Source organism: Neobacillus niacini, assembly GCF_031457145.1.
GTDB lineage: Bacteria > Bacillota > Bacilli > Bacillales > Cytobacillaceae > Neobacillus > Neobacillus niacini_J.
This window is the reverse complement of record NZ_JAVDVZ010000007.1, coordinates 144,420-166,268: the sequence shown is the minus strand read 5'-3', so window position 1 is coordinate 166,268 and position 21,849 is coordinate 144,420. Positions and strand designations below refer to the sequence as shown.

The window sequence follows — 21,849 nt, the reverse complement described above, 5'->3', positions numbered from 1 at the left end:
GTCAAAACTTGATGCTTTATTGACAATTGACCGGTTAGTCAGTATTATTATCAATGGGTCAAAAGTCAATTAAGGGTAGGTGTCATAGTGAAAGGTTTAGTAAATTTTGTTCTAAAAAATAAACTTGCAGTCTGGTTGCTTACGATAATTATTACCGTATCAGGAATTTATTCAGGCACACGAATGAAAACGGAGACGATACCTGATATTTCAATTCCATTTCTAATGGTAATGGGTGTATATCCTGGAGCAACTCCTGAGCAAGTAATGGATGATATTTCGATGCCTTTAGAGAGAGCCGTCGAAGGCCTTGAAGGTGTTAAATCGGTTTATTCTAATTCATATTCCAATATGGCAAATCTACAGGTTGAATATGAATACGGAGAAGATATGGCTGAGGCGAAACGTGCGTTAGAGTCAGCGATTGATGCTGTGGCTTTACCTGAAGGGGCACAGGAGCCAGTTATTACAGCAATCAGCATGAACATGATGCCAGTTGTTGCATTAAGCGTTAGCAGTTCTACAGAGGATATTGTTGAATTAACATCAACCGTTGAAGAAATCTTACTTCCGAAAATTGATAAACTCGACGGCGTAGCCTCTGCAACAATTACTGGTCAGCATATCGAAGAGGTGGAGCTAACCTATAATGCTGCTAAAATGGCTGAATTTAGCTTAGAGGAAGATAAGGTCAAACAAATGATACAAGCAAGTAACTTAGCTGTTTCATTAGGACTTTACGAATTTGAAGAAGGTGAACAGGCTGTTTCCATCGACGGTAAGTTCATGACCGCAGACGAATTAAAGGAAATGCTAATTCCTGTAACACCATCAGCAACAAATCCACAACCCTTTGTACAACTTAGTGAGATTGCTTCTATTGATACAGTTGGCCGAGTTCAATCGGTATCCCGTACCAATGGTGAAAATGCTATAGCCATTCAAATTGTCAAAGGCCAGCAGGATAATACTGTTGATGTTGTAAACAAGGTCAAAGAATTAGTAAAAGATGAACAAGCGAAAATCGAGGGTCTTACGATTGATATAACTCTTGACCAAGGTGCTCCGATTGAAGAATCGGTTTCAACAATGGTTGAAAAAGCACTATTCGGTGGACTAATCGCAGTATTAATTATCCTATTATTCCTTCGTGATGTTAAATCAACTATTATTTCAATCGTATCCATTCCAGTTTCAATTTTCATGGCATTATTGCTGCTAAACTGGCTGGATATTACGCTAAATATTATGACACTTGGGGCGATAACCGTTGCAATCGGACGTGTCATTGATGACTCCATCGTCGTCGTTGAAAACATTTATCGTCGTTTGCATTTAAAAGAAGAGAAATTAACGGGGCGCGCACTGGTACGTGAAGCGACCATTGAAATGTTCAAACCAATTTTATCATCAACATTAGTAACAGTTGCCGTATTTGCACCACTTATCTTCGTTGGTGGCATGGTAGGTGAATTGTTCATGCCATTCGCATTGACCATGACGTTTGCACTCGGAGCTTCGCTAATTATTGCAATCACAGTGGTTCCAGCATTAGCTCACTTCTTATTTAAGAAGAAGCTATATAGTGAAAAGACAGAAAGCCATCATAAAGAGGCTGGGAAATTAGCTACTTGGTATAAAGGAATCCTTAAATGGACCCTTAATCATAAAATCATTACTTCTATTATTTCAATAGTACTTTTAGCAGGTAGCTTAGCGTTAACACCACTAATTGGTTTTAGCTTCATGGGCAGTGAAGAAGAAAAAGTAATGTACTTAACGTACACGCCAGGAACAGGCGATTTAAAAGAAGATACATTAACCAATGTTGAAGTTATAGAAGAAGAGATGCTTAAACGTGATGATATTGATATTGTTCAAATTTCCGTAACGGAAAGCGGAGATCCAATGGCTGCCATGATGGGCGGCGGCGGAGATGGTGCGTTAATGTACCTCATCTTTGATCCAGAAATGGAAAACTTCCCAGAAGTTCGTAAGGAAATTGAGGAGTATGTGTTCAATATCGGACAATCAGGTGAATGGAAGTCACAAAACTTTACTTCCATGTCGATGGCTACAAATGAAGTCAGCTATACATTCTACAGTGATGATTTAGATAAGCTACATGATGCTGTAGGTCAGGTAGAAGAGGTTATGAAGAAAAATGACGGCCTAGAAGATGTTTCTACTAGTGCTGAGGATGCATATGTGGAGTATGTATTTAAAATTGAACAAGACGAATTACTGCAATATGGTTTAACCACTGGTCAAATTGTAATGATGTTAAACCCAAATAAAACACAAGAAGTGTTAACAACCGTTGAAAAAGACGGTGACACACTTGAAGTAATTGTTCAACAAGAACAAGCGGCACAGCCAAAGTCAATTGATGAAATGTTAGAAACAAAAGTTCCGACTGCACTTGGTACAACAATGCCTCTTTCTGAACTTGTAAAAATTGAGAAAGGTACAACGTTGAATACCCTTGCACGTAGTAAAGGCGAGTACTATGCAACTGTATCAGGAACGATCATTGATGAAGATATTTCAAAAGCAACATCTCAAGTAGATAAAGAGATTGATAAATTAGATTTACCAAAAGGAGTTACCGTTGGAGTTGCAGGTGTTCAGGCAGACATGACGGAAACATTTACACAGCTTGGTATCGCTATGTTAGCGGCAATTGCCATCGTGTATTTTATCCTTGTTGTAACCTTCGGTGAAGGTCTTGCACCGTTTGCCATCCTGTTCTCGTTACCATTTGCAGTAATTGGCTCATTTATCGGCTTATTAATCGGTGGTGAAACCATCTCCGTATCTGTAATGATGGGTCTATTGATGTTAATTGGTATTGTTGTGACGAATGCCATTGTACTCGTAGACAGGATCATCCGTATGGAACATGATGGGATGACTATGCGTGAAGCCATCCTTGAAGCGGGTGCAACGCGTCTTCGTCCAATCTTAATGACAGCCATCGCAACGATTGGTGCTTTGATTCCATTAGCGATTGGCCAAGGCGGCGGCGGTTTAATCTCCAAAGGTCTTGGTATTACCGTAATTGGCGGTTTAACAAGTTCAACCTTATTAACCTTAATTGTTGTCCCAATTGTTTACGAAGTGTTATCTAAGATGTTTAAGAAAAACCGTAAAGAAATCCAAGAAAATTAATTATGAAGCCCTGCTAGGTGAATTAAACCTGGCAGGGCTTTTTTAGTAATCCTCAGCAATTATTTTTTAAGGTTTTAATAGAATTTTACCAATGCTTTTTCTACTTTCGAGTAAAGTATGAGCTTTAGAGCCATCATGTAAAGAAAAAATAGTCGGATCTTGAATTTTTAATTGCCCTTCCATAATCCAATCAAATAACTGGTTTGAACGTTCTTTTCTTTCTTCGAAGGAAGTAAGAACATTCCAAAGGTCCCCACCGGTTAGTGTTTTTGAAGTATCCATGAGCATCCGAGGATCTACTGGAGCAGGGTCACCCCCTGCCATACCATAAAAAACAACTGTACCTCCAACTTTAGCAGCTTCAAAACTTTCCAGAAGGGTAGAACCTACAGAATCATAAACAACATCTACTCCATTATCGTTTGTTACACTCTTTACCTTCTCAATCCAGTTATCATTGTATAAAAACACATGGTCAGCTCCTGCTAAATAAGCAGCTTTAGACTTATCCATTGTAGAAGTAAGACCAATAACTTGTGCACCTACTATTTTTGCAATTTGGATAAGAATTTGTCCAACGCCCCCCGCTGCAGCATGAACGAGGATAGTTTGTCCCGCTTTTACTTCAAAACTATCTTTTGTTAAGTAATGTGCTGTTAAACCTTGAAGTAAGATGGATGAAGCTGTTTCATAGGAGATATCATCCGGTAATGGAATGGCCTTTTCTACAGGAACTGCAACTAACTCGGCATTCGCAAATGGCACATCTGCAAATGCAATCCTGTCTCCAACCTTTATAGTGGTAATTCCAGCACCTAATTTTTCCACGATTCCAGCACCTTCATAACCCAATATGTACGGTGGTTTTCCTGCTAAATGATAATTCCCTTTTCTACGGTATATATCTGCGAAATTTAGTCCTATCGTTTTCATTCTTATCAAGATTTCATTTTCACTAATGGTCGGTTCTGGGATATCTTTATATTGTAATACCTCAGGTCCACCGAATTTTTCAAAGATAAGTGCTTTCATTCATAATGCTCCTCATATAAAAATATAGACATCATTGTATAGGTTCTAAGAATATTAAACAATATATACGTATTCACTCCTGATTGTTACTCAACTTTTACGTCCTCGCGATTTTCGATGCCTTATTCTTACCGAACTTTCACTCCTCTCCATTTTTCGGGCACAATCCACCCTTTATTCTTACCGAACTTTCGCTCTTCTCTATTTTTCGGGCACAATCCACCCTTAAAATAATCTAGCTTAATAAAAAATACTGACTCAAGCATTAATCTGAGTCAGTTTCTTTTTAACGATTTATCTTTTTTTAGAAATTTATTTATTCTCTTTTACTACACCAATTACTGCCTTCAAATCATCCTGCACGCTTTCCTTAGCGAGAGGGACATTTGAACGATGGGCTGCTCGTACAATAACATGTGCGGCTACAGGGGCAGTGAGGAATACAAAGAATATACCCAGAAATAAACGAATACTAAAATATCCTTCTAACCAAAAAAATAAAAAGGTTCCTACAAGCGTAAAAAGAACGCCCATCGTTGATCCTTTTGAAAGTGCATGCGAGCGGGTATAAATATCAGGGAGACGAATTAATCCAACTGCACTTAAAAAGCTAAAGATGGTACCAATCAGTATAAACAAAACAGCAACGTGTTCACTCGGAATGATTACGCTCAATGACCACACCTCTTTCAATATATCTCGCAAAGGCAATTGTCCCGATAAAGGAAAGAATTCCAATTAATAAAATCACCTCAAAAAAAGCAGTGCTTCTTATAAAAACAGAAAAAATAGCAACTCCAGAAATGATATTAATCCCTAATGCATCCAGCGCCTGAATTCTATCTGGCGCAGTCGGCCCCTTTATCAATCGAAATATAGTTGCAAATATCGCAAAACTAAGAAATACTAATGACCAAATTAAAATTCCCTGTATCATGCTCGTGTCACCTTCTTAATAGCCTTTTCAAACTTAACTGTGGATTGGAGAACTGCATCGCTTGATTCTGGGATATCCATTGCATGTATATAAAACTTCCTACTATCTGAAGAAACTTCAACGACAACAGACCCAGGGGTCAAGGTTAGCAGCAGCGCTAGCAATGTAACCTCTAAATCCCCTTCTAACTCTGTTTCCAAAGTAAAGATCCCTGGAGTAATATTGATGGTTGGCCTGAGAATTTGTCGAATCACTAATATACTGGATGTAAACAATTCATAAATAAACACCGAAAAAAGTTGAACGATTGCAAGTAATGTGACCAAATAGAATTTAGTAGAAAAATATCTGCGTAATATATAAAGCACCAATAAACCAAATAGGTATCCACTAAAAAATGTTAATACACTCCAATCATCCTGAAGAAACATCCAGATTACACCAATTAATAAATTCACTAATACTTGCATGGGCATTGGTACCACCCCTTTCCATATTCCAAGATAGCTATTTTGATTTATTGACCAAGATTGCCGCCCAAGACCGCTTCAATATATAGGTTTGGATTCATTAAGCCTTCTACCGCAATATCAACGTAATCATGAATTCCTTCTGCACCTAATCCGAGCGTAATCGTTAATATGGTAAGGATTCCTATTGGTAACAATAACCCCTTCGTTGTCCCTTTCTCTTGCTCCTCCGTTATGTCGGTGTAGCCCCAAAATCCATTCATAAAGATTTTCATGATGGAATACAAGACCATAAGGCTCGTAATCAATCCGATTCCGCCCAACCAAAAGTATCCTGTTTCAAAAGTGCCTTCTGTTATAAAAATTTTCCCAATAAAACCGCTTAATGGCGGTATGCCTGATAAGGATAATGCCGCTATAAAAAACATCCAGCCTAAGCCAGGGTGTAAACGGATAAGACCGCTGATTTCTCTTAGCTTACTCGTTCCAGTAAGGTGTATGATGGTTCCTCCTAAAAGGAAAATCAGCGCCTTCACAATCATATCGTGAATCAAATAGTAAAGCGATCCCGTCATCCCTTCCGTTGTAAAGGATGCGACTCCCGCTAAAATAAAACCAACACCTACAATAACGTTATAAGTTAAAATTCTTTTGATATCCCAGAAAGCGACTGCCCCAATTGCTCCTAATAGCATCGTTACCGCAGCCAATATTCCGATAAATAAATGAGTCACCTCTGGCTCATGATAAAAGACAAGCGTGAAAACTCTTATAATGGCATAGATTCCTACCTTTGTTAACAAAGCTGCAAAGATAGCAGAAATCACAGTCGGAGGAGCACTGTAGGATCCTGGCAGCCAGTAGAATAGAAAAAGGCCGGCTTTTAAACTAAAAACAATTAAAAATAGAATGGCAACTGTCGTCATAAGCCCATCTTGTCCCGCCTCAGCAACACGAATCGAGAGGTGAGCAAAATTCAAGGTACCGGTCATTGCATAAAGGAATGCGATCGCAACAAGAAATAGAAAGGAAGAGATGATGTTAATCAAAATATATTTAATAGACTCCCTGAGCTGAATTTTCGTGCCTCCTAGTGAAATCAACACATAGGATGAAACTAACATCACCTCGAAGCAAACAAATAAATTAAAAATATCTCCAGTGATAAAGGAGCCATTTACCCCAGTAATCAGAAACAAAAATAGCGGGTAAAAGTAGTTGGCTTCTCTCTCTTTTCCAATGGAGTGAAAAGCATATAATAAACAACATAGTGAAACGATGCTTGTTACCAGAATTAGTATGCTCGAAAACATATCAGCCACCAAGGTTACACCAAAAGGAGCTTCCCAACCGCCTAAATGAAGGGTTTGAATTCCCTTGGTATGAATTTGACTGATTAGCAAAAGTGTTAAAACACTTATCGCTAGTGTAGAAAAAACACTTAAAAATCTCTGCAATTTTATATTTTTCCTAAAAAGCACCATAATCATTCCCGCTATAATGGGGATAATGATTGGCAAAATGACCAAATTATTCATTTTTAATACCTCTCAGTTGCTCTGTATCATCCGTGCCCAGCACCTTATAAGCACGATAACTCAGCACTAAAAAAAGAGCTGTTGTTGCAAAATTTATCACGATTGCGGTTAATAAAAGGGCTTGTGGCAATGAATCAGCATAGGTTAGGTTCTTTATCCCAAGAAGCGGCGGACCTCCCTTTTTTAACCCTCCCATCGTAATAATGAGTAAATTCACACCATGACCAAGGATGGAGGTTCCCAGAATGATTCTTAACAGGGTTTTCATCAAAATCAAATACGTTCCAACGGCAAATAATATACCTACAAGGATAGACATTAACGTTTCCATTATCGATCATCACCTATACTCAAAATGATCGTGATTGAGGTTCCAATTACAGCCAACGCTACCCCGATATCAAAGATTACCGCTGTTGCAAGTTCTGTTTCCCCAAAAATAGGTAGATCGAAATAACCGAATGTCTGTGATAAAAACGGGGCATTAAAAAGCATCCCACCGACTCCTGTTAGAACAGCGATCAGCACACCTACGGCTGCAACCACTTTAAAATCAACTGGTATATTTTTACGAACCGTTTCAATATCAAATGTTAGAAATAAAAGGATTAAGGCTGAGGAAAATGCTAGACCACCGATAAATCCACCGCCAGGAAAATGATGACCTGAAACAAAAAGATTGATTGCAAACGTAAAAATGATGACGACTGCAACTTTGGTAACGCTTCGTATGATTACATCATTCGGCACCTTCATTTTTATCCCTCCTCGAACCATTAAGCTTAATTAATGTATATACCCCTAGCCCAGCAATGGTTAGGACAAGAATCTCAAGCATTGTATCAAATCCTCTAAAATCAACAAGGATTGAATTTACGATATTTTTTGCACCCGCCAGTTCATAAGAGTTCTCATAAAAACTTGAAATGGATTCAAATAGACGATTTGAATTTGCTGATAAAGCAACCATCGTAACCAACGCACCCACTCCGATGGAAATAAAAGCATTTACCGCCTTAAACCGTACACGACTTATTTCCTTCTTCAATTGCGGTAAATGGTAAAAACATAATAAGAAAAGGGCTGTCGTAACCGTCTCAACAACGAGTTGTGTTAATGCCAAATCGGGAGCTCTAAATAGAACAAAGAAAAATGAAACTAGAAATCCTAGCGCACCAACAGCAATAATGGAAGTCAGCCTGGTTTTTGAAAACAGAACAGCTATTGTAGTAATGATCATTGAAATAACCAATCCCGCTTCAAAAAAATTTATAGGAGCATCATTAGATGGGTCAAAGGAAAACCCATCAAAGAACCACATCGCTCCGCCGACAACAAGGATGATAAACGAGAATATATATACTAAATAATCACGGATAAATCCTGTCATATACCGCTCAGTTACTAGTTTCGATGAACCTTCCATTTTTTCCAAGGCAAGATTATACAGGCTATTTAACGTGAAATTGTCAGGATATAAGTGATAAATTCGATACCACTTTTTCAAATAAACGTACAACAAAGTGCCTATCCCAACAACTCCAATCGTCATATACAACTCAGTATTCCAACCATGCCAAGCACTAATTTTTATATTCAAGTCACCTGCATCAGCCAGCGTTGGTAACACTGCATACAAAGCAGGAATTAATAAGTTTTGTGAAAGGACATTCGGAAAAAAGAAAATAATAATAACAAGGGATCCGAGGATAAGTGGAGAAATTAACATCCCAATCGGAGCCTCATGCACTACCTTACCTAATTTTTCAGGTTTATTCTTCCTTCTAAAGGTTTTAAAAACAAGAATCATACTATAAACAAAGGTAAAAACACTGGCAATCCATGCGATGATGGGTATAGCCAGACCAATGGCCTCTGCATTAAACACCGACATATTTGATACATTTACTACCGCAGCAAAAAACATTTCCTTACTTAAAAATCCATTAAATGGTGGAAGTCCAGCCATTGCAAAGCTTCCAATCACGGTTAGGGTAAAGGAAATAGGCATAAGGTGCATCAAGCCGCCCAACCTGCGAATATCCCGCGTTCCCGTCTCATGGTCAATGATACCAACAACCATAAACAGACAGCCTTTAAATGTAGAATGATTAACTAAGTGGAAAATCGCAGCGAATATTGCCATAGCATAGACAGACGAATCATCACCAACTCCGTAATACAAGGAGGCAGAACCTAAACCCAGAAGGCTCATAATTAATCCTAATTGACTAATGGTTGAGTATGCCAATAAAGCCTTAAGGTCCGTTTGTCTCACTGCATTCACAGATCCATATAATAAAGTTATTAAACCTACCCCTGAGACAAGCCAGAACCATTCAGCAACACCACCGAAAATCGGAGTCATACGTGCCACTAAATAAAGACCGGCTTTCACCATTGTTGCAGAATGTAAATAAGCACTTATTGGCGTAGGCGCCTCCATTGCATCCGGTAACCATATGCTAAATGGAAATTGTGCTGACTTTGTAAATGCCCCGATTAATATTAATATCATTGCTGGAACAAACAATGAATGCGAAGAAATATCAGCTGCATTGCTTACCATTTCACGAATGCTATATGTATCAGTAATCATAGAAAGCATGATAAAGCCTGCCAACATCGCCAGCCCGCCAAAAATCGTAATTAACATCGATTTTTGTGCACCATAACGTGATTTTTCACGTTCATACCAGTACGCAATTAACAAAAAAGATGATACACTTGTTGTTTCCCAAAAGACATATAAAACAAAGATATTATCAGAAAATACTAGACCAAGCATAGCTCCCATAAATATTAATAAATACACATAGAAATTATTTAGTGCTTCACGATGTTTAGACATATAGAAAATAGAATAAAAAATAACTAATGCACCAATTCCTGAAATTAATAATCCAAATATCAAGCTTAATCCATCCATATAGGTTGTGAAGTTGATATTGTAGGCCGGAATCCAAGGAACAGTTGCTCTAAAAGTATTCCCTTCTGCAATTTTGGGAATGAATGAAAGGAAATAAACAAATATCACCAACGGAATAAATAGGACAAACCATCCCGTGTGAATGCGTGGTGTTAATTGTTTATAAATGTAGGGGACCGCGATTGCAAATATAAATGGAATTAAAATCATAATGTGTAACCAAACTGACATCATATCCCTCCCTGTCGAGTGTTTAACAAAATCGTACACTTTTGTAAATAGATTGACTGAAAGTGTAGCATGGGTTATAGTCATACATATTAAAATGGTATAAAATCGGGTAACTTAGTTATTCCGATTCCGAGGAGAACTAATAATGAAAAAGATGAAAGAGCGCATGGACGAAAGTATTCTCGTCTGTGTTTATTATGGTCCCAATGGTGAACGTCTCATTCAACGGGGCTGCAAAATTGCCAATATGCTTGATTGTCCACTATACATCCTAACGGTAGATCCTAAACCATTTGATGATTTGGATGCAGAAAAATCAAACTATATTGCTAGATGGAAACAATTAGCTTCCCAATATAGTGCTGACGCATTTATTATTAAGGATAATGAACAGAGACCGATTTCGAAAGTGATTGCGGAAGTTGCTAGAGAAAAAAATATTACACAGATCATACTAGGTCAAACTGCTCAAAGTCGTTGGGAACAAATTGCTAAGGGGTCTATTATTAATTCTTTATTACGTGAAATTCCATTCGTGGACCTTCATATCATATCTGTGGCCCGCTATTTAAAAAATCCTGATAGACATTTCGAAAAAGGAGTTCGTGCTTATCTTGTTAAAGAGCACGACCACTACCAGCTCATTTTTAAACATACAAAGGCTATAGAATATGAAGGAATTTTCTTTAAGGAATTCGGAACTGATTTTAATAATGGTATTTTCAAATTTATGAAAGACAAGGAAACATTACAAGTCCGAGTAAAAGAGAATATTGTTCAAGACTTAACGAACGTTGATATGGATACTGACTCAACTTCTGATGAAGATTACTTATAATCCCTCTACCTAGGTAGAGGATACCCCTCTACCCTTGGTTGGAGGAAAACTCTCCACCCTTGGTGGAGGGTTTTTTTATTCTATAAATTTACATCCAGTTTAATCAGCGGTTTCTCATTTTTACTTATCCCAATATATCTTAATGTTTCTGAGGGAGAATGATGATGATAAATACCCATTAGAATGGAGATTGCAATCCCTTTCCGATAGGCGTGATAGCCAAATGTTTTTCTTAATGTATGAGTACCAATTTTACCTGGAATCCCAACTTCTTTTGCAGCGGTATTAATAATCCGGTAGGCTTGCTGGCGGGTAATGGGTTGATTATTCTTTTTGGACTTAAACAAATAATCACTATCTTTAAAATCATACGTTTTCAAGTAATTCTCAAACGCGAGATTAACGTTATTATTTAAAAAGTAACCTTTTGTTTCATCACTATTCGTTTCCTTTAAATACAAAAACTCCTTAATCCCAGTTCCATCCCAGATATCCTCAATCTTTATTGAAAGTAAATCACTTATTCTTATTCCTGTATTAATTCCAAGAACAAAAAGCAAATGGTCTCTTTGTGATTGCTTCAGTAAGACTTCTTTAATTGCATTAATACTTTCAACGTCTCTTATAGGCTCAACATACTCCATAGGTTGACCTCCTAGAACACCCACGAATCACATTAATAAGTTACATAACTATACAATAACATAGGCTATGTTACATTACAAACAATTGATTTGGTATTAAAATGAGCTAGCCCCTGGATTTTATACATTTTCGAAGAACAAAAAAAATCAACCACCTTTAATCCAGTGGATGATTTTTTCTTCCTTGATCATTTGTCAAAGGCATATTTTTTACTTAATAGATAGAGACTTGCTCCGAGTGTAAACACTGAAATATATTTACTTGCGAGAATGAGATAGGAAGTGGTTTGATGATCTAAGGTAATGTGAGGGAGTAGAAAAAGGCCATAAACCACAAGCAGACCAAAAGCGAGGATGGAATATGCATTTTTAAAAGCTTTAACTATTATTACCTCACTTTTTTCCTCTTCCGAGTTTGTGAAAATAATAACTGCATATGAAATAACTAATATGATTAAATAGGTTAATCCTATGACCGCATAATGGATGTTCATAATTGACTGCCTCCTTTTCCATAAGTGTTTCTATAAAAAAATAAAAGACTGTCCAAAAAGGACACTATTATCCCCATGCGACAGACTCCACCTAAAAAACATATATAGACCCGATATTAGTTTCATTGATAAAAAGATATTCAACTTTATTATTGCATAAAATTTAATAAGATTAAAGTGTATATTTTGGGTTATAAATTCTCACCTAGAAACAATTTGCAATAAAATCTAATAACGAAACCCTACAAGATTATGAATCTTGTAGGGCTTTTACTTACATTATTTTTTATTAACTTCAATAATCTTGTTAGCTTCTTCTACCATGTATTCCTTAGCTTCCTTAACAGAGATACCGTCTAGCATGAATTTAGTAAATCCAGCTTCCAATACATTCTTCTTAAGTTCGTTACCGTAAGAAATAGCAAGGTCAGATGTGTAAGCACCTTTAACTTCATCATTAAATAATGTGTGTAATAGTGAATCTACATCGTAATAATTTTCTTTTCCAGCAACCATATTATTGATCGTTGCTTCGCCGTCCGCATCTTTCCAAGAAGATAATCCTCTTACTTGTGAGCCTTCAGCTGTTACATACTTCAAGAACTTGTATGATGCTTCTTTGTGCTTAGAGTTCTTTGAAACTGCTGAGAACTCACCTGCAATGTTTGTAGAACCAAGTGATGAATCTTCACTCATTCTAGGCATTGGGGCAAATGCTGTTTTGAAATCATGAGGATATTTTTCAACGTTTCCAACATCTGCAACAGTCCAGCTAGCAGTCATTAACATACTTGCTTCTTCATTAAAGAATTCTGTACGATAGTTTAATTCTGCTCCGATTACATCAGAGAATGGTTTAATGGCACCGGATTTTTCTAAATCTCTGCGTAATTCGAACCAGTAGTCAAATGATTTATCATCAAAAATAGATTTCTTTTCATCAATCATATATGGGTGTTCTTTTTCTGCAAAAAGAATTGGGTTTGCGTATTCTCCCCAAGTATGGAAGTATACACCGTATCTCTTATCTTTGCCTTCACCTTTAGATAGCTTTGTTGCATATTCTTTGAAATCTTCCCATGTCCAGCCTAATTCAGGTACAGGTAAACCAGCTTCGTCTAAATGATCTTTATTCAATAAGACATACCAGTAGTTTGTTAAGTGTGGCAGCGCATACACTTTACCGTCATAAGCTGCATTGATTAAGTATTCTTCTTTAATATCGAGTTTATCTTTCTTAAAATAATCATCTAATGGCTCAAACATACCGTTTGCAGCTCTTAGGACTGCTTGGTCCACGTTAGGAATGGATACAACGTCTACTTGTTCTCCTGCAGACATTAATACATCCATACGAGTCATATTATCTACTGCAGTACCACCAGGAATAAGAACCTCGGATTTAACTTTAATATTTGGATTCTCTGCTTCAAAATCCGCAATAATTTTATTAATAGCGGTTTGATCAGCATCCCAGTTGAAATACTTAATTTCTACTACTTCTTCTTCCTCTGCCTTTTTGTCCTCTGGCTTTTCACTGCTTGAGCTTTCCTTAGAGCCAGAACATGCAGATAAAAGTAGAAGAAATAGAACGGAAATCATGATTAAAAAACGATTATTTCTCTTCATATAATTGTAACCCCTTTCATATTTTATAATTTTTAATATACGAGAACACTTCTTTATAGTAACGTATATTTTCTTAAAACGATGTGTAAGATTTTTTTACAAGTGTGTACTTTTTTTACTTATCCTTTCACTCCACCTAAAGAAATACCTGCGATTACATTTCGCTGTAGGATGATAAATACAATTATGAGTGGCAAGATTGCTGATAATGCAGCCATCATCATTACTGCGTAGTTCTCACTGTATTCAGTTTTGAAATATTGCATCCCTAATGTAATCGGATAAAGCTTTTCATCGTAAAGGAAAATAAGCGGGTTTTGATAATCATTCCAAACCCAGATGAATTTAATAATACCAACCGTTGCTATAATCGGACGACATAACGGAAGCATAATTTTCCAATAGATTTTAAAATACCCAGCACCATCCATTTTTGCTGCTTCAATGTATTCGTCACTAATTCCCACCATGTATTGGCGCATAAGGAAAGTGAAATAAATGGAGAACATTGCCATTAAGATTAGACCCTCATGAGTATTAAACAATCCAAACCATTTGACCATAATATAACGCGGAACTAAAGTCGCTTGTTCAGGGATCATCATAAATGCCATTAACATTCCAAATAGGAGACTTTTTCCTGGAAACCTAAGTTTCGAGAATGAGTAAGCTGCCATAGATGAAACAATAATCGTCACTAATGTTGTAATCGAAGCCAATTTAATGGAATTTAGATAAAAGGTGGTAAACGGAACCTCACTCATCCATACAGCTTTAAAATTCTCGACGAAATTCCATCTTGTTGGTATCCACTCAATCGGAAACACCATGACATCGCTTTCAAATTTTGCAGATGTCGAAAGCATCCAGATAAGCGGTATAAGAAATGCAATAGATATTATCCCTAATATGATCGTTACAATGAGTTTGGAGGGATTTTTTTTAAGGTCCTCCTTAAACTTGTGCATAAAATCTACCTCCTCTATTAATCTGCTTTTCTATTTTGGATTTTCCACATTATAATGGTCAGCACAGCTACAATGGTAAATAGAACCCAAGAAATCGCAGAAGCGTAGCCCATCCTAAAGTTTTTAAATCCTTCTTCATAAATGTAGTAAACAAGTACATTCGACGCATGATTTGGTCCACCGTCCGTTAAGAACGCAACAAGATCAAATACTTTAAACGAAGAAATCATTAATGTAATCGCTAAAAAGAATGTTGTTGGAGCTAATAGTGGTATCGTTATTTTGGTGAACTTTTGGATAAAATTCGCCCCATCAATTTCAGCTGCTTCATAAACTTCTTCAGAAATTGTACTTAAACCTGAAATATAAATAATAACAATATACCCTACTGAATGCCAGATACCCACAATGATAATGGCTGCCATTACACTGTCGGTGCTTCCTAACCATTTTGGAGGATCTGAAATTCCGATATTCATCAAGAACTGGTTAATGGGTCCTAGAGATGGATGAAATAATGCTGCAAAGATTGCTGCTACAGCCACCTGTGTAGAGATATATGGGATGAAAAATGCTACTTTAAAGAAATCCTTTGCATATGCTTTCGAATGAATGACAACTGCTAGAATTAATGCCAGCACCATTCCCACAGGTACAGTGAAAACCGTATATAATAGGTTATTTTTTAATGCTAAAAGAAAGTTATCATCATTCGCTAACCTAATAAAGTTATCAAATCCGATAAATTTTATGGTTTCCATACCACCTATAAAATTCCATTCCGTAAATGCTAGAAATAAAGTGAACCCTAATGGGAAAACTCCCATGAGACAAATTCCTAAAAACTCTGGAAGAACAAATAACATTCCAGCGGCGCTTTCTTTCCGCTTTTCAGTCCAAAATGGTTTTTTTCTGTTCGGAGATAGACTGGTGACTTCTTTTTCGCTATTATAATTTACTTCCACTCATGTTTCCTCCTTATCTGTATAATTCATTTTCTAATTTATTATAATTATAGGAGGTTTGTACTCTACTTTCTGCATATAATTTTTACTTGTTTTCGGGGTCAACAGGTAAAAATAGTGCACATTTCTCGGAAACTATCTTACAATTTAGAAAATACAAGTTATAATATGGTTAGTAAACAAATTATCGGAGGTTTAGGCATGTACAAAGTAATGCTTGTTGATGATGATGTTCCGATGCTTAAATATCTAGAAAACATCATGAACTGGGAGGAGTTAGGCGTAGAGATTGTGGCTTCAACTTTCTCAAGCGTGAAAGCGTTGACACTATTTGAAGAGTTTCAACCTGATTTAGTCATTACGGACATTGGGATTCCACAAATTGATGGATTAGAACTTGCGGTTCGATTTAAAGAAATGAATCCGGCTACAAGAGTAATCCTATTAACCTGCCATGAGGATTTTTATTACGCAAAACGAGCTATCCAGATAGCTGTAGATGATTATTTAATTAAGGATGAACTAAATTTAGATCAGTTAAAAGAAAGCGTTCTCAAGTCATTAGATAACCTAAAAGAGTCTATTGATTATCAGGAAGCATTAACATACCAAGATACAATTATTCACAATAAAGACCTATTAAAACAATCATTTCTTAAAAATCTAACAGATGATGAATTTAATGAAAAGATTATCGATTTCAGTCACAGTTTGGGGATCAACTGGAAATACAATGATTTTATTGTAAGTACCTCTTCCATTGATTATTCTGCTTGTTCGCAAGAGCAATTAGTAAATACTATTTCCGAGTTAAATGGTCATTTGTTCACGATTGCAGAGGAATTCGCAAAAGAAAAAAAAGAGTTCACGATATTGCAAGATAAGGATTTTAATCTAGTTATTATTTATAATTTCAAGAAAAGTTTTTCGAATAAAGGTCTTGAAGTGTTTCAGCATTTCCTAAAAAGTATTCGAAAAAAGGCTAAAGAAACCCTGCAACTTGATATCTACTTTTTTAATAATAGTATTTGTGATAAAACATCATTAGGAAGCAGCATAGACCAACTTAGCAAATTAAAATCCAGCGTATTTTACGACAATACTATCCAATCGTTTCAAGAAGTTCATACCATAAAAACTACGTTTAATTTAGTAGAAGACTCCCTGCTCGACCCTTTTATGAAAGGTTTAAATGATGCCGTTCAATACTCAAATCCAGGCGAAGTTATCAAATCATTGCACTATTTAGAGGAAACGGCCAAAACTCTTCAGCTTGAGCCAAATCAATTAAAGGAGAAATGTGTTAAAATTCTAAATCAAGTACTCAATCCAAGCCAATCTTTTACAAATTTTGAATTATGTCTAAAAAACTCATTTACTATTCAGCAAATGGTCCATTTACTACAAGTAAAGATTCTAGCATGTCTTGAGGACTTAGATAATACAAAATACAAACATAATCTAAGGAATCCTAAATTAAAAGAGATTGACCAATTTATTATAGAGCATTTGTCCGAGAACATTACCTCCATAATAATGGCCAATCATCTTCATTTAAATCCCAGCTATTTTTCTCGATACTTTAAGCAACTAACGGGTGAAAACTTTACAGATTATGTTCATCGTTTTAAAATTCGCTTAGCGATTTCTATGCTTACGGAAAAATTTGAAACGGTTGAATTTATAACCTATAGTCTTGGTTATTCCGACCGCACTTACTTTTCAAAGATTTTCAAAAAGTATACAGGAATGAGTCCTGGTGAATTCAAAAGATCAAACGAAAAACAACTATTATAACTTGGGAATGTGCATGATAAATGTCGTTCCCTTTTTTTCATTGTTCTTACCCTCTAAATAGGCCTCTTGACCATATGTCAGCTTTAAACGCTGCGCAATATTAATGAGTCCCACTCTGTCATAATCAGAGATTAATTCGTCACTCAACTCCTTAAAAAGAAGATTGAGAGTATCACACTTTTCCTTTGTCATTCCTTTTCCGTTATCGGAGATGCTTATTTGAATTTCACTTTCACTAGCATAAGCGCATATATTTATGTTGGCGTTCGGTTCCCGATCGACAAAACCATGAATGATACTGTTTTCAATAATTGGCTGTATGAGTAATCTAGGTATTTCAACATTCTCTAATCCATCTTCAATGTCTATCCTCGCTGCAATATCTGTCCCATTTCGCATATTCATTATATCTAAATATGCATTTATTAATTTACATTCCTGCGCGATTGTATTTGGAACATTCACTCTCATATAGGAACGTAATAAGCTAATTAAGGAATCAATTTTTTTGCTATGAAATGGATCTCCAGAAATACTAAGGTTACATTTAATCGAGTTGAGCGTATTCATTAAAAAATGCGGGCGAATTTGTGCACTTAAAGATTGAAGCTCCAACACCTTTTTTTCTTCCTGCTCATGCTCGATTCTCTGAATCAGGTCTTTAATTTGATCTAACATGTTATTAAAGGTATTTCCGATTATCGCAATTTCATCTTTCCCTTTTACCTGAAAACGAACGGAATGATTCCCTCGAACAAATTCTTTTACAATCTTTTCAAAGGATTTTAAAGGCTTAATTAATCGTTTAGACATGTAGATGGAGAGAAGGAAAAACACAAGGATGAATAACACAATTAAGATAAAAAACAGAAAAAATACCTTTGTTATCGAGCCAGTAATTTCCTTTTGCGATATTTCAGAAACCAAACTCCAACTAACTCGACTAATGTTTTGTTCAATCCTAAGAATTTCTTTATCGCTAAAGCTATCAGTCTGATTTCTGGCTATTTCCTCACCATTTTGATCAACAAGAATAAGGCGACCCATTTCAATATTTTTAAAAAGACTGGCAAAGTAGGAATCGGGAATACGAATAACTAAAGTACCTAAATATTCATTGCTTACATGATGTCGAATAACCCTGCCAAAAAAGTAATCGCCCTCATTACTTTCATCGTTATGAATGACACCTAGTGATTGGATGGTCCGAGTATTGTTTAAATCTACCCGGGGTTGGATTTCATTCCAATCACTATTTATTTGATCCGCTCTTCCAGTTTGAGATGCGTGAATGATATACTCACTTGGGTTTACAAAAAATATCTTCGATTGAGCACCAATCATTTTTGTTTCTAAAAGGCTTAAAAAATCTCTTACTTCGAGGACATTTTGATATTCTTGAAAGGTATTGATTTTATTAGACCCTTTTAAGCTATTTAACTTTTCTTTGATAGTTGTATCTCTAGCAATCATAACGGTAGAAAACGTAATATCGTCAATCGTGTCCGTCAAATCACTGGCAATAATATTTAAAATTTGTTGATTAGAAGATGTAATTCTATCGGTAACTTCATTGTTAATAATGACATACGTAATTATTGAACTAATGGTGAATGGAAGGATAACTAAGAAAAGTAGTGAGAGCTGGATTCTCTGATAAAATGTAAGTATATATTTGAGTTTCACTTCCATCACCCCCTAAAGGAAAAACATTATTATTTCATTATACTGAAATCTGTTCCGATTTGTCGTTATATTCTTCTTCTATTTTTTCATTCTGCTTTAATGCTATTTTATAGAATGCTGCGTAAGCTATCTTCATCAGCAAAATCGCATTCACACTTACTCCAAAGAAGATAAATAGAACAGGGACATATTGGAAAACAACAATTGAAACACTTGTGATAAACAGCATAAGAATGGCATAGTGCGGAAAGGACAACCCGACTAAAAAGGCGTTTTTCATATATTGTTTTACATTAACATTAAAATGAACAAAGACAGGGAAGAGAAACGTAACGGTCATCCCAAAAATGATAACAACACTATAGAAAATTACTTTAAAAATGCCTTGCAGTTGAGTTGGTAATACATCAAGGTTTGCATGGTAGAGGTAAAGGATGCCTCCTCCAAACAGTAAAAACAATCCTAATAAATTGGACCTTAAAAAATCACTTCGATAACTTTTCCAAAATAATTTAAAGACTGGAACCTCTTCATCCTTATCCATAATCCATTTCCTAGTAACGGCAAATACAGCAACAGTGGCAGGCATTACACCGAAGATGATTCCTCCTATTAACGTAAAGAAGATCCATAATAGATTGACATAGGCAAGTCTCATGACCCAATCACTTACACGGTAAAAGCCTCCCATTACCCCTTTTTCTTCCATTATACAATCTCCTCTCATACCAGAAGCTAGACATCCGGCTTTTTAAAAAGTCTCTTGCTAGTATTATAAACTTTTACACCCTTTTACCGTATGCAATATTTTTACATCCAAGGTAAAGATTTTACACAGGAAAGTGGAAAAGAGTACCAAGATTGGTACTCTTCCATATTTCATTACTATTATGCTTAAAAAATATGTCTATTCCATCCATTAAGCTTCGCAATGGCTTCAATAAAGAAATAATCGCCATAAATTAACGATACATTCACAAAGTTCCCCTTTGGTTTATGCCCCGTGCCTTCTACTAATATCCCTTGATAATCAGGGTTATTCCAGGTTGCATAGTTTTCCGATAAGGAGTTCAATATCCTTTTAGCAGTATCTCTATAGACACGTTTCTCATTTTGAGGCACATGGTCAGCAATTTCCAATAATCCTGAGGAAGCAATCGCTCCTGCCGAGCTGTCTCTTGGTTCATTTTCAATGGTATCTACACGGTGATCCCAGTATGGAACATAGTCCTCTGGTAAGGAGGCAATGAATTGGTGCGCAATTTTCTTTGACGCATTTAAGTATCTTTCGTCTCCAGTAAACCGATACATATTGGCAAATCCATAAATCGCCCAGGCATTCCCTCTGCTCCATGACGATTCAGGACCGAACCCTTGACCGCCGATTGGTTCAATGAAATCTCCGCTCTCTGCATCAAAAGATAGAATATGACATGTTGAACCATCTTCGCGAACACCATATTTAAGAAAGGTATCCGCATGTTCAATGGCTATGTGTTTAAAACGCGGATCTCCTGATATATGACTTGCCCAGAACATTAGCGATAAATTCATCATACAATCGACAATCACCCAGCCTGGTGCACGATCCCATGATTTAATAAATTTTCCTTTAGGGTTAAATCTACCTGCTAAAAAGTTCGCTGCTAATAATCCTAGACGCTTACTTTCTTCATCGCCGGTAAGCTCATATTTGAAAACGGAGGTTAATAGGCTTTGAAAGCCAATATCATGGTCAAATTTTTCTGGGTGCTCGATAAAAGCTCTCTCAATTTTATGATTGCAGCTTTGGGCAATGTTCTTATATTGTTCATTTTCTGTAAGATCATAGAGAGTCCATAAAATACCTGGCCAAAAACTTGAAGTCCACCAGCTTGGTCTGGTGTCATCATATACACCATCGTTACCAGCAACATGGGGCAGATTATCTTGGATTTTATTTAAATTTCCACTTATTTTTTCTTCTATTAGCTTCTTGGTCTCGAGTGCAAAAATGTTAGTCACGGTTTTCCCCTCCATACTTAACTTATACTTGTTCACCTCTATCATAATCGTAAAGTGAATGAGAATTATCGGGACTTTTATTACAAATTAGTGCACTATTTTTACTAATTCGCCTTTTGGTTTGGTGTCTGATGATGAGTGTACTTCAGATAACCCATATTGAAGACAAATCATTCGGTGTCCTTGATAGTTTTGTCCTCAATACCCCTGATTGAGGACGAATCCTTTCAGTGCACCAGTTAGCTTTGTCCTCAATACCCCTGATTAGGGACGAATCCTATCGGTGCATCAGTTAGTTTTGTCCTCAATACCCCTGATTAAGGACGAATCCTATCGGTGCACCAGTTAGTTTTGTCCTCAATACCCCTGATTAGGGACGAATCCTATCGGTGCATCAGTTAGTTTTGTCCTCAATACCCTTGATTGAGGACGAATCCTTTCAGTGCACCGGTTAGATTTGTCCTCAATACTCACGATTTTAGAATATTATCAATAAAAAGACGTGAATTCACAGTG

The 21,849-nt window shown here is 36.4% G+C and carries 19 protein-coding genes; 3 read left to right on the top strand and 16 right to left on the bottom strand.

Going from position 1 to position 21,849, the window contains the following annotated elements:
* Positions 1–87 precede the first annotated feature (87 nt).
* On the top strand, positions 88–3,171 hold the full coding sequence (locus tag J2Y03_RS17535; RefSeq protein WP_310196158.1) for an efflux RND transporter permease subunit: 3,084 nt from the start codon (positions 88–90) through the stop codon (positions 3,169–3,171).
* A 66-nt stretch (positions 3,172–3,237) separates the two neighbouring features.
* Here the strand turns inward: J2Y03_RS17535 and J2Y03_RS17530 are convergent, their stop codons facing one another.
* From J2Y03_RS17530 to J2Y03_RS17495, 8 genes are all read right to left on the bottom strand, one after another.
* The gene (locus J2Y03_RS17530) at positions 3,238–4,203 is read right to left on the bottom strand and encodes a quinone oxidoreductase family protein (RefSeq protein WP_132092268.1); all 966 of its coding nucleotides are present in this window, start codon (positions 4,201–4,203) and stop codon (positions 3,238–3,240) included.
* A gap of 312 nt (positions 4,204–4,515) precedes the next feature.
* Positions 4,516–4,878, bottom strand: coding sequence for a monovalent cation/H(+) antiporter subunit G (mnhG, locus tag J2Y03_RS17525; RefSeq protein ID WP_132092265.1), 363 nt, complete (start codon positions 4,876–4,878; stop codon positions 4,516–4,518).
* The gene (locus tag J2Y03_RS17520) at positions 4,856–5,140 is read right to left on the bottom strand and encodes a Na(+)/H(+) antiporter subunit F1 (protein ID WP_132092262.1); all 285 of its coding nucleotides are present in this window, start codon (positions 5,138–5,140) and stop codon (positions 4,856–4,858) included. Before J2Y03_RS17520 ends, mnhG begins: the two co-directional genes overlap by 23 nt.
* The gene (locus J2Y03_RS17515) at positions 5,137–5,616 is read right to left on the bottom strand and encodes a Na+/H+ antiporter subunit E (RefSeq protein WP_132092259.1); all 480 of its coding nucleotides are present in this window, start codon (positions 5,614–5,616) and stop codon (positions 5,137–5,139) included. The genes J2Y03_RS17520 and J2Y03_RS17515 overlap by 4 nt, the downstream gene beginning before the upstream one ends.
* Positions 5,617–5,657: 41 nt before the next feature.
* Positions 5,658–7,148: a Na+/H+ antiporter subunit D gene (locus J2Y03_RS17510; protein WP_310196155.1), complete on the bottom strand. Its 1,491-nt coding sequence runs from the start codon at positions 7,146–7,148 to the stop codon at positions 5,658–5,660.
* A complete protein-coding gene (locus J2Y03_RS17505; protein WP_310196154.1) occupies positions 7,141–7,479 on the bottom strand; it encodes a Na(+)/H(+) antiporter subunit C in 339 nt (112 codons plus the stop codon). Before J2Y03_RS17505 ends, J2Y03_RS17510 begins: the two co-directional genes overlap by 8 nt.
* On the bottom strand, positions 7,479–7,904 hold the full coding sequence (locus tag J2Y03_RS17500) for a Na(+)/H(+) antiporter subunit B (protein ID WP_310196152.1): 426 nt from the start codon (positions 7,902–7,904) through the stop codon (positions 7,479–7,481). The genes J2Y03_RS17505 and J2Y03_RS17500 overlap by 1 nt, the downstream gene beginning before the upstream one ends.
* A complete protein-coding gene (locus tag J2Y03_RS17495) occupies positions 7,888–10,308 on the bottom strand; it encodes a Na+/H+ antiporter subunit A (RefSeq protein WP_310196150.1) in 2,421 nt (806 codons plus the stop codon). The genes J2Y03_RS17500 and J2Y03_RS17495 overlap by 17 nt, the downstream gene beginning before the upstream one ends.
* A 145-nt stretch (positions 10,309–10,453) precedes the next feature.
* On the opposite strand from J2Y03_RS17495, the gene J2Y03_RS17490 reads away from it, so the two are divergent.
* On the top strand, positions 10,454–11,146 hold the full coding sequence (locus J2Y03_RS17490; protein ID WP_310196148.1) for a universal stress protein: 693 nt from the start codon (positions 10,454–10,456) through the stop codon (positions 11,144–11,146).
* A gap of 80 nt (positions 11,147–11,226) precedes the next feature.
* Here J2Y03_RS17490 and J2Y03_RS17485 read toward each other — a convergent pair whose 3' ends face one another.
* The 5 genes from J2Y03_RS17485 to J2Y03_RS17465 form a co-directional block, all read right to left on the bottom strand.
* Entirely contained in the window at positions 11,227–11,790 is a 564-nt protein-coding gene (locus tag J2Y03_RS17485) for a tyrosine-type recombinase/integrase (RefSeq protein WP_132092241.1), read from the bottom strand.
* A gap of 188 nt (positions 11,791–11,978) precedes the next feature.
* A complete protein-coding gene (locus J2Y03_RS17480) occupies positions 11,979–12,284 on the bottom strand; it encodes a hypothetical protein (RefSeq protein ID WP_310196146.1) in 306 nt (101 codons plus the stop codon).
* Between the two features lie 279 nt (positions 12,285–12,563).
* Complete coding sequence (locus J2Y03_RS17475) at positions 12,564–13,913, bottom strand: ABC transporter substrate-binding protein (RefSeq protein ID WP_310196144.1); 1,350 nt, start codon at positions 13,911–13,913, stop codon at positions 12,564–12,566.
* A 119-nt stretch (positions 13,914–14,032) separates the two neighbouring features.
* Positions 14,033–14,881: a carbohydrate ABC transporter permease gene (locus J2Y03_RS17470; RefSeq protein ID WP_132092232.1), complete on the bottom strand. Its 849-nt coding sequence runs from the start codon at positions 14,879–14,881 to the stop codon at positions 14,033–14,035.
* Between the two features lie 17 nt (positions 14,882–14,898).
* On the bottom strand, positions 14,899–15,846 hold the full coding sequence (locus J2Y03_RS17465) for a carbohydrate ABC transporter permease (protein ID WP_310196141.1): 948 nt from the start codon (positions 15,844–15,846) through the stop codon (positions 14,899–14,901).
* A 201-nt stretch (positions 15,847–16,047) separates the two neighbouring features.
* Between J2Y03_RS17465 and J2Y03_RS17460 the strand changes: the two genes are divergently transcribed.
* Entirely contained in the window at positions 16,048–17,643 is a 1,596-nt protein-coding gene (locus tag J2Y03_RS17460) for a response regulator transcription factor (RefSeq protein ID WP_310196139.1), read from the top strand.
* Here the strand turns inward: J2Y03_RS17460 and J2Y03_RS17455 are convergent.
* From J2Y03_RS17455 to J2Y03_RS17445, 3 genes are all read right to left on the bottom strand, one after another.
* Positions 17,638–19,329: a cache domain-containing sensor histidine kinase gene (locus tag J2Y03_RS17455; RefSeq protein WP_310196137.1), complete on the bottom strand. Its 1,692-nt coding sequence runs from the start codon at positions 19,327–19,329 to the stop codon at positions 17,638–17,640. The genes J2Y03_RS17460 and J2Y03_RS17455 overlap by 6 nt on opposite strands.
* 37 nt (positions 19,330–19,366) lie before the next feature.
* On the bottom strand, positions 19,367–20,038 hold the full coding sequence (locus J2Y03_RS17450; protein WP_310196136.1) for a YesL family protein: 672 nt from the start codon (positions 20,036–20,038) through the stop codon (positions 19,367–19,369).
* A gap of 185 nt (positions 20,039–20,223) precedes the next feature.
* The gene (locus J2Y03_RS17445) at positions 20,224–21,333 is read right to left on the bottom strand and encodes a glycoside hydrolase family 88 protein (protein WP_310196134.1); all 1,110 of its coding nucleotides are present in this window, start codon (positions 21,331–21,333) and stop codon (positions 20,224–20,226) included.
* Between the last annotated feature and the right edge of the window lie 516 nt (positions 21,334–21,849).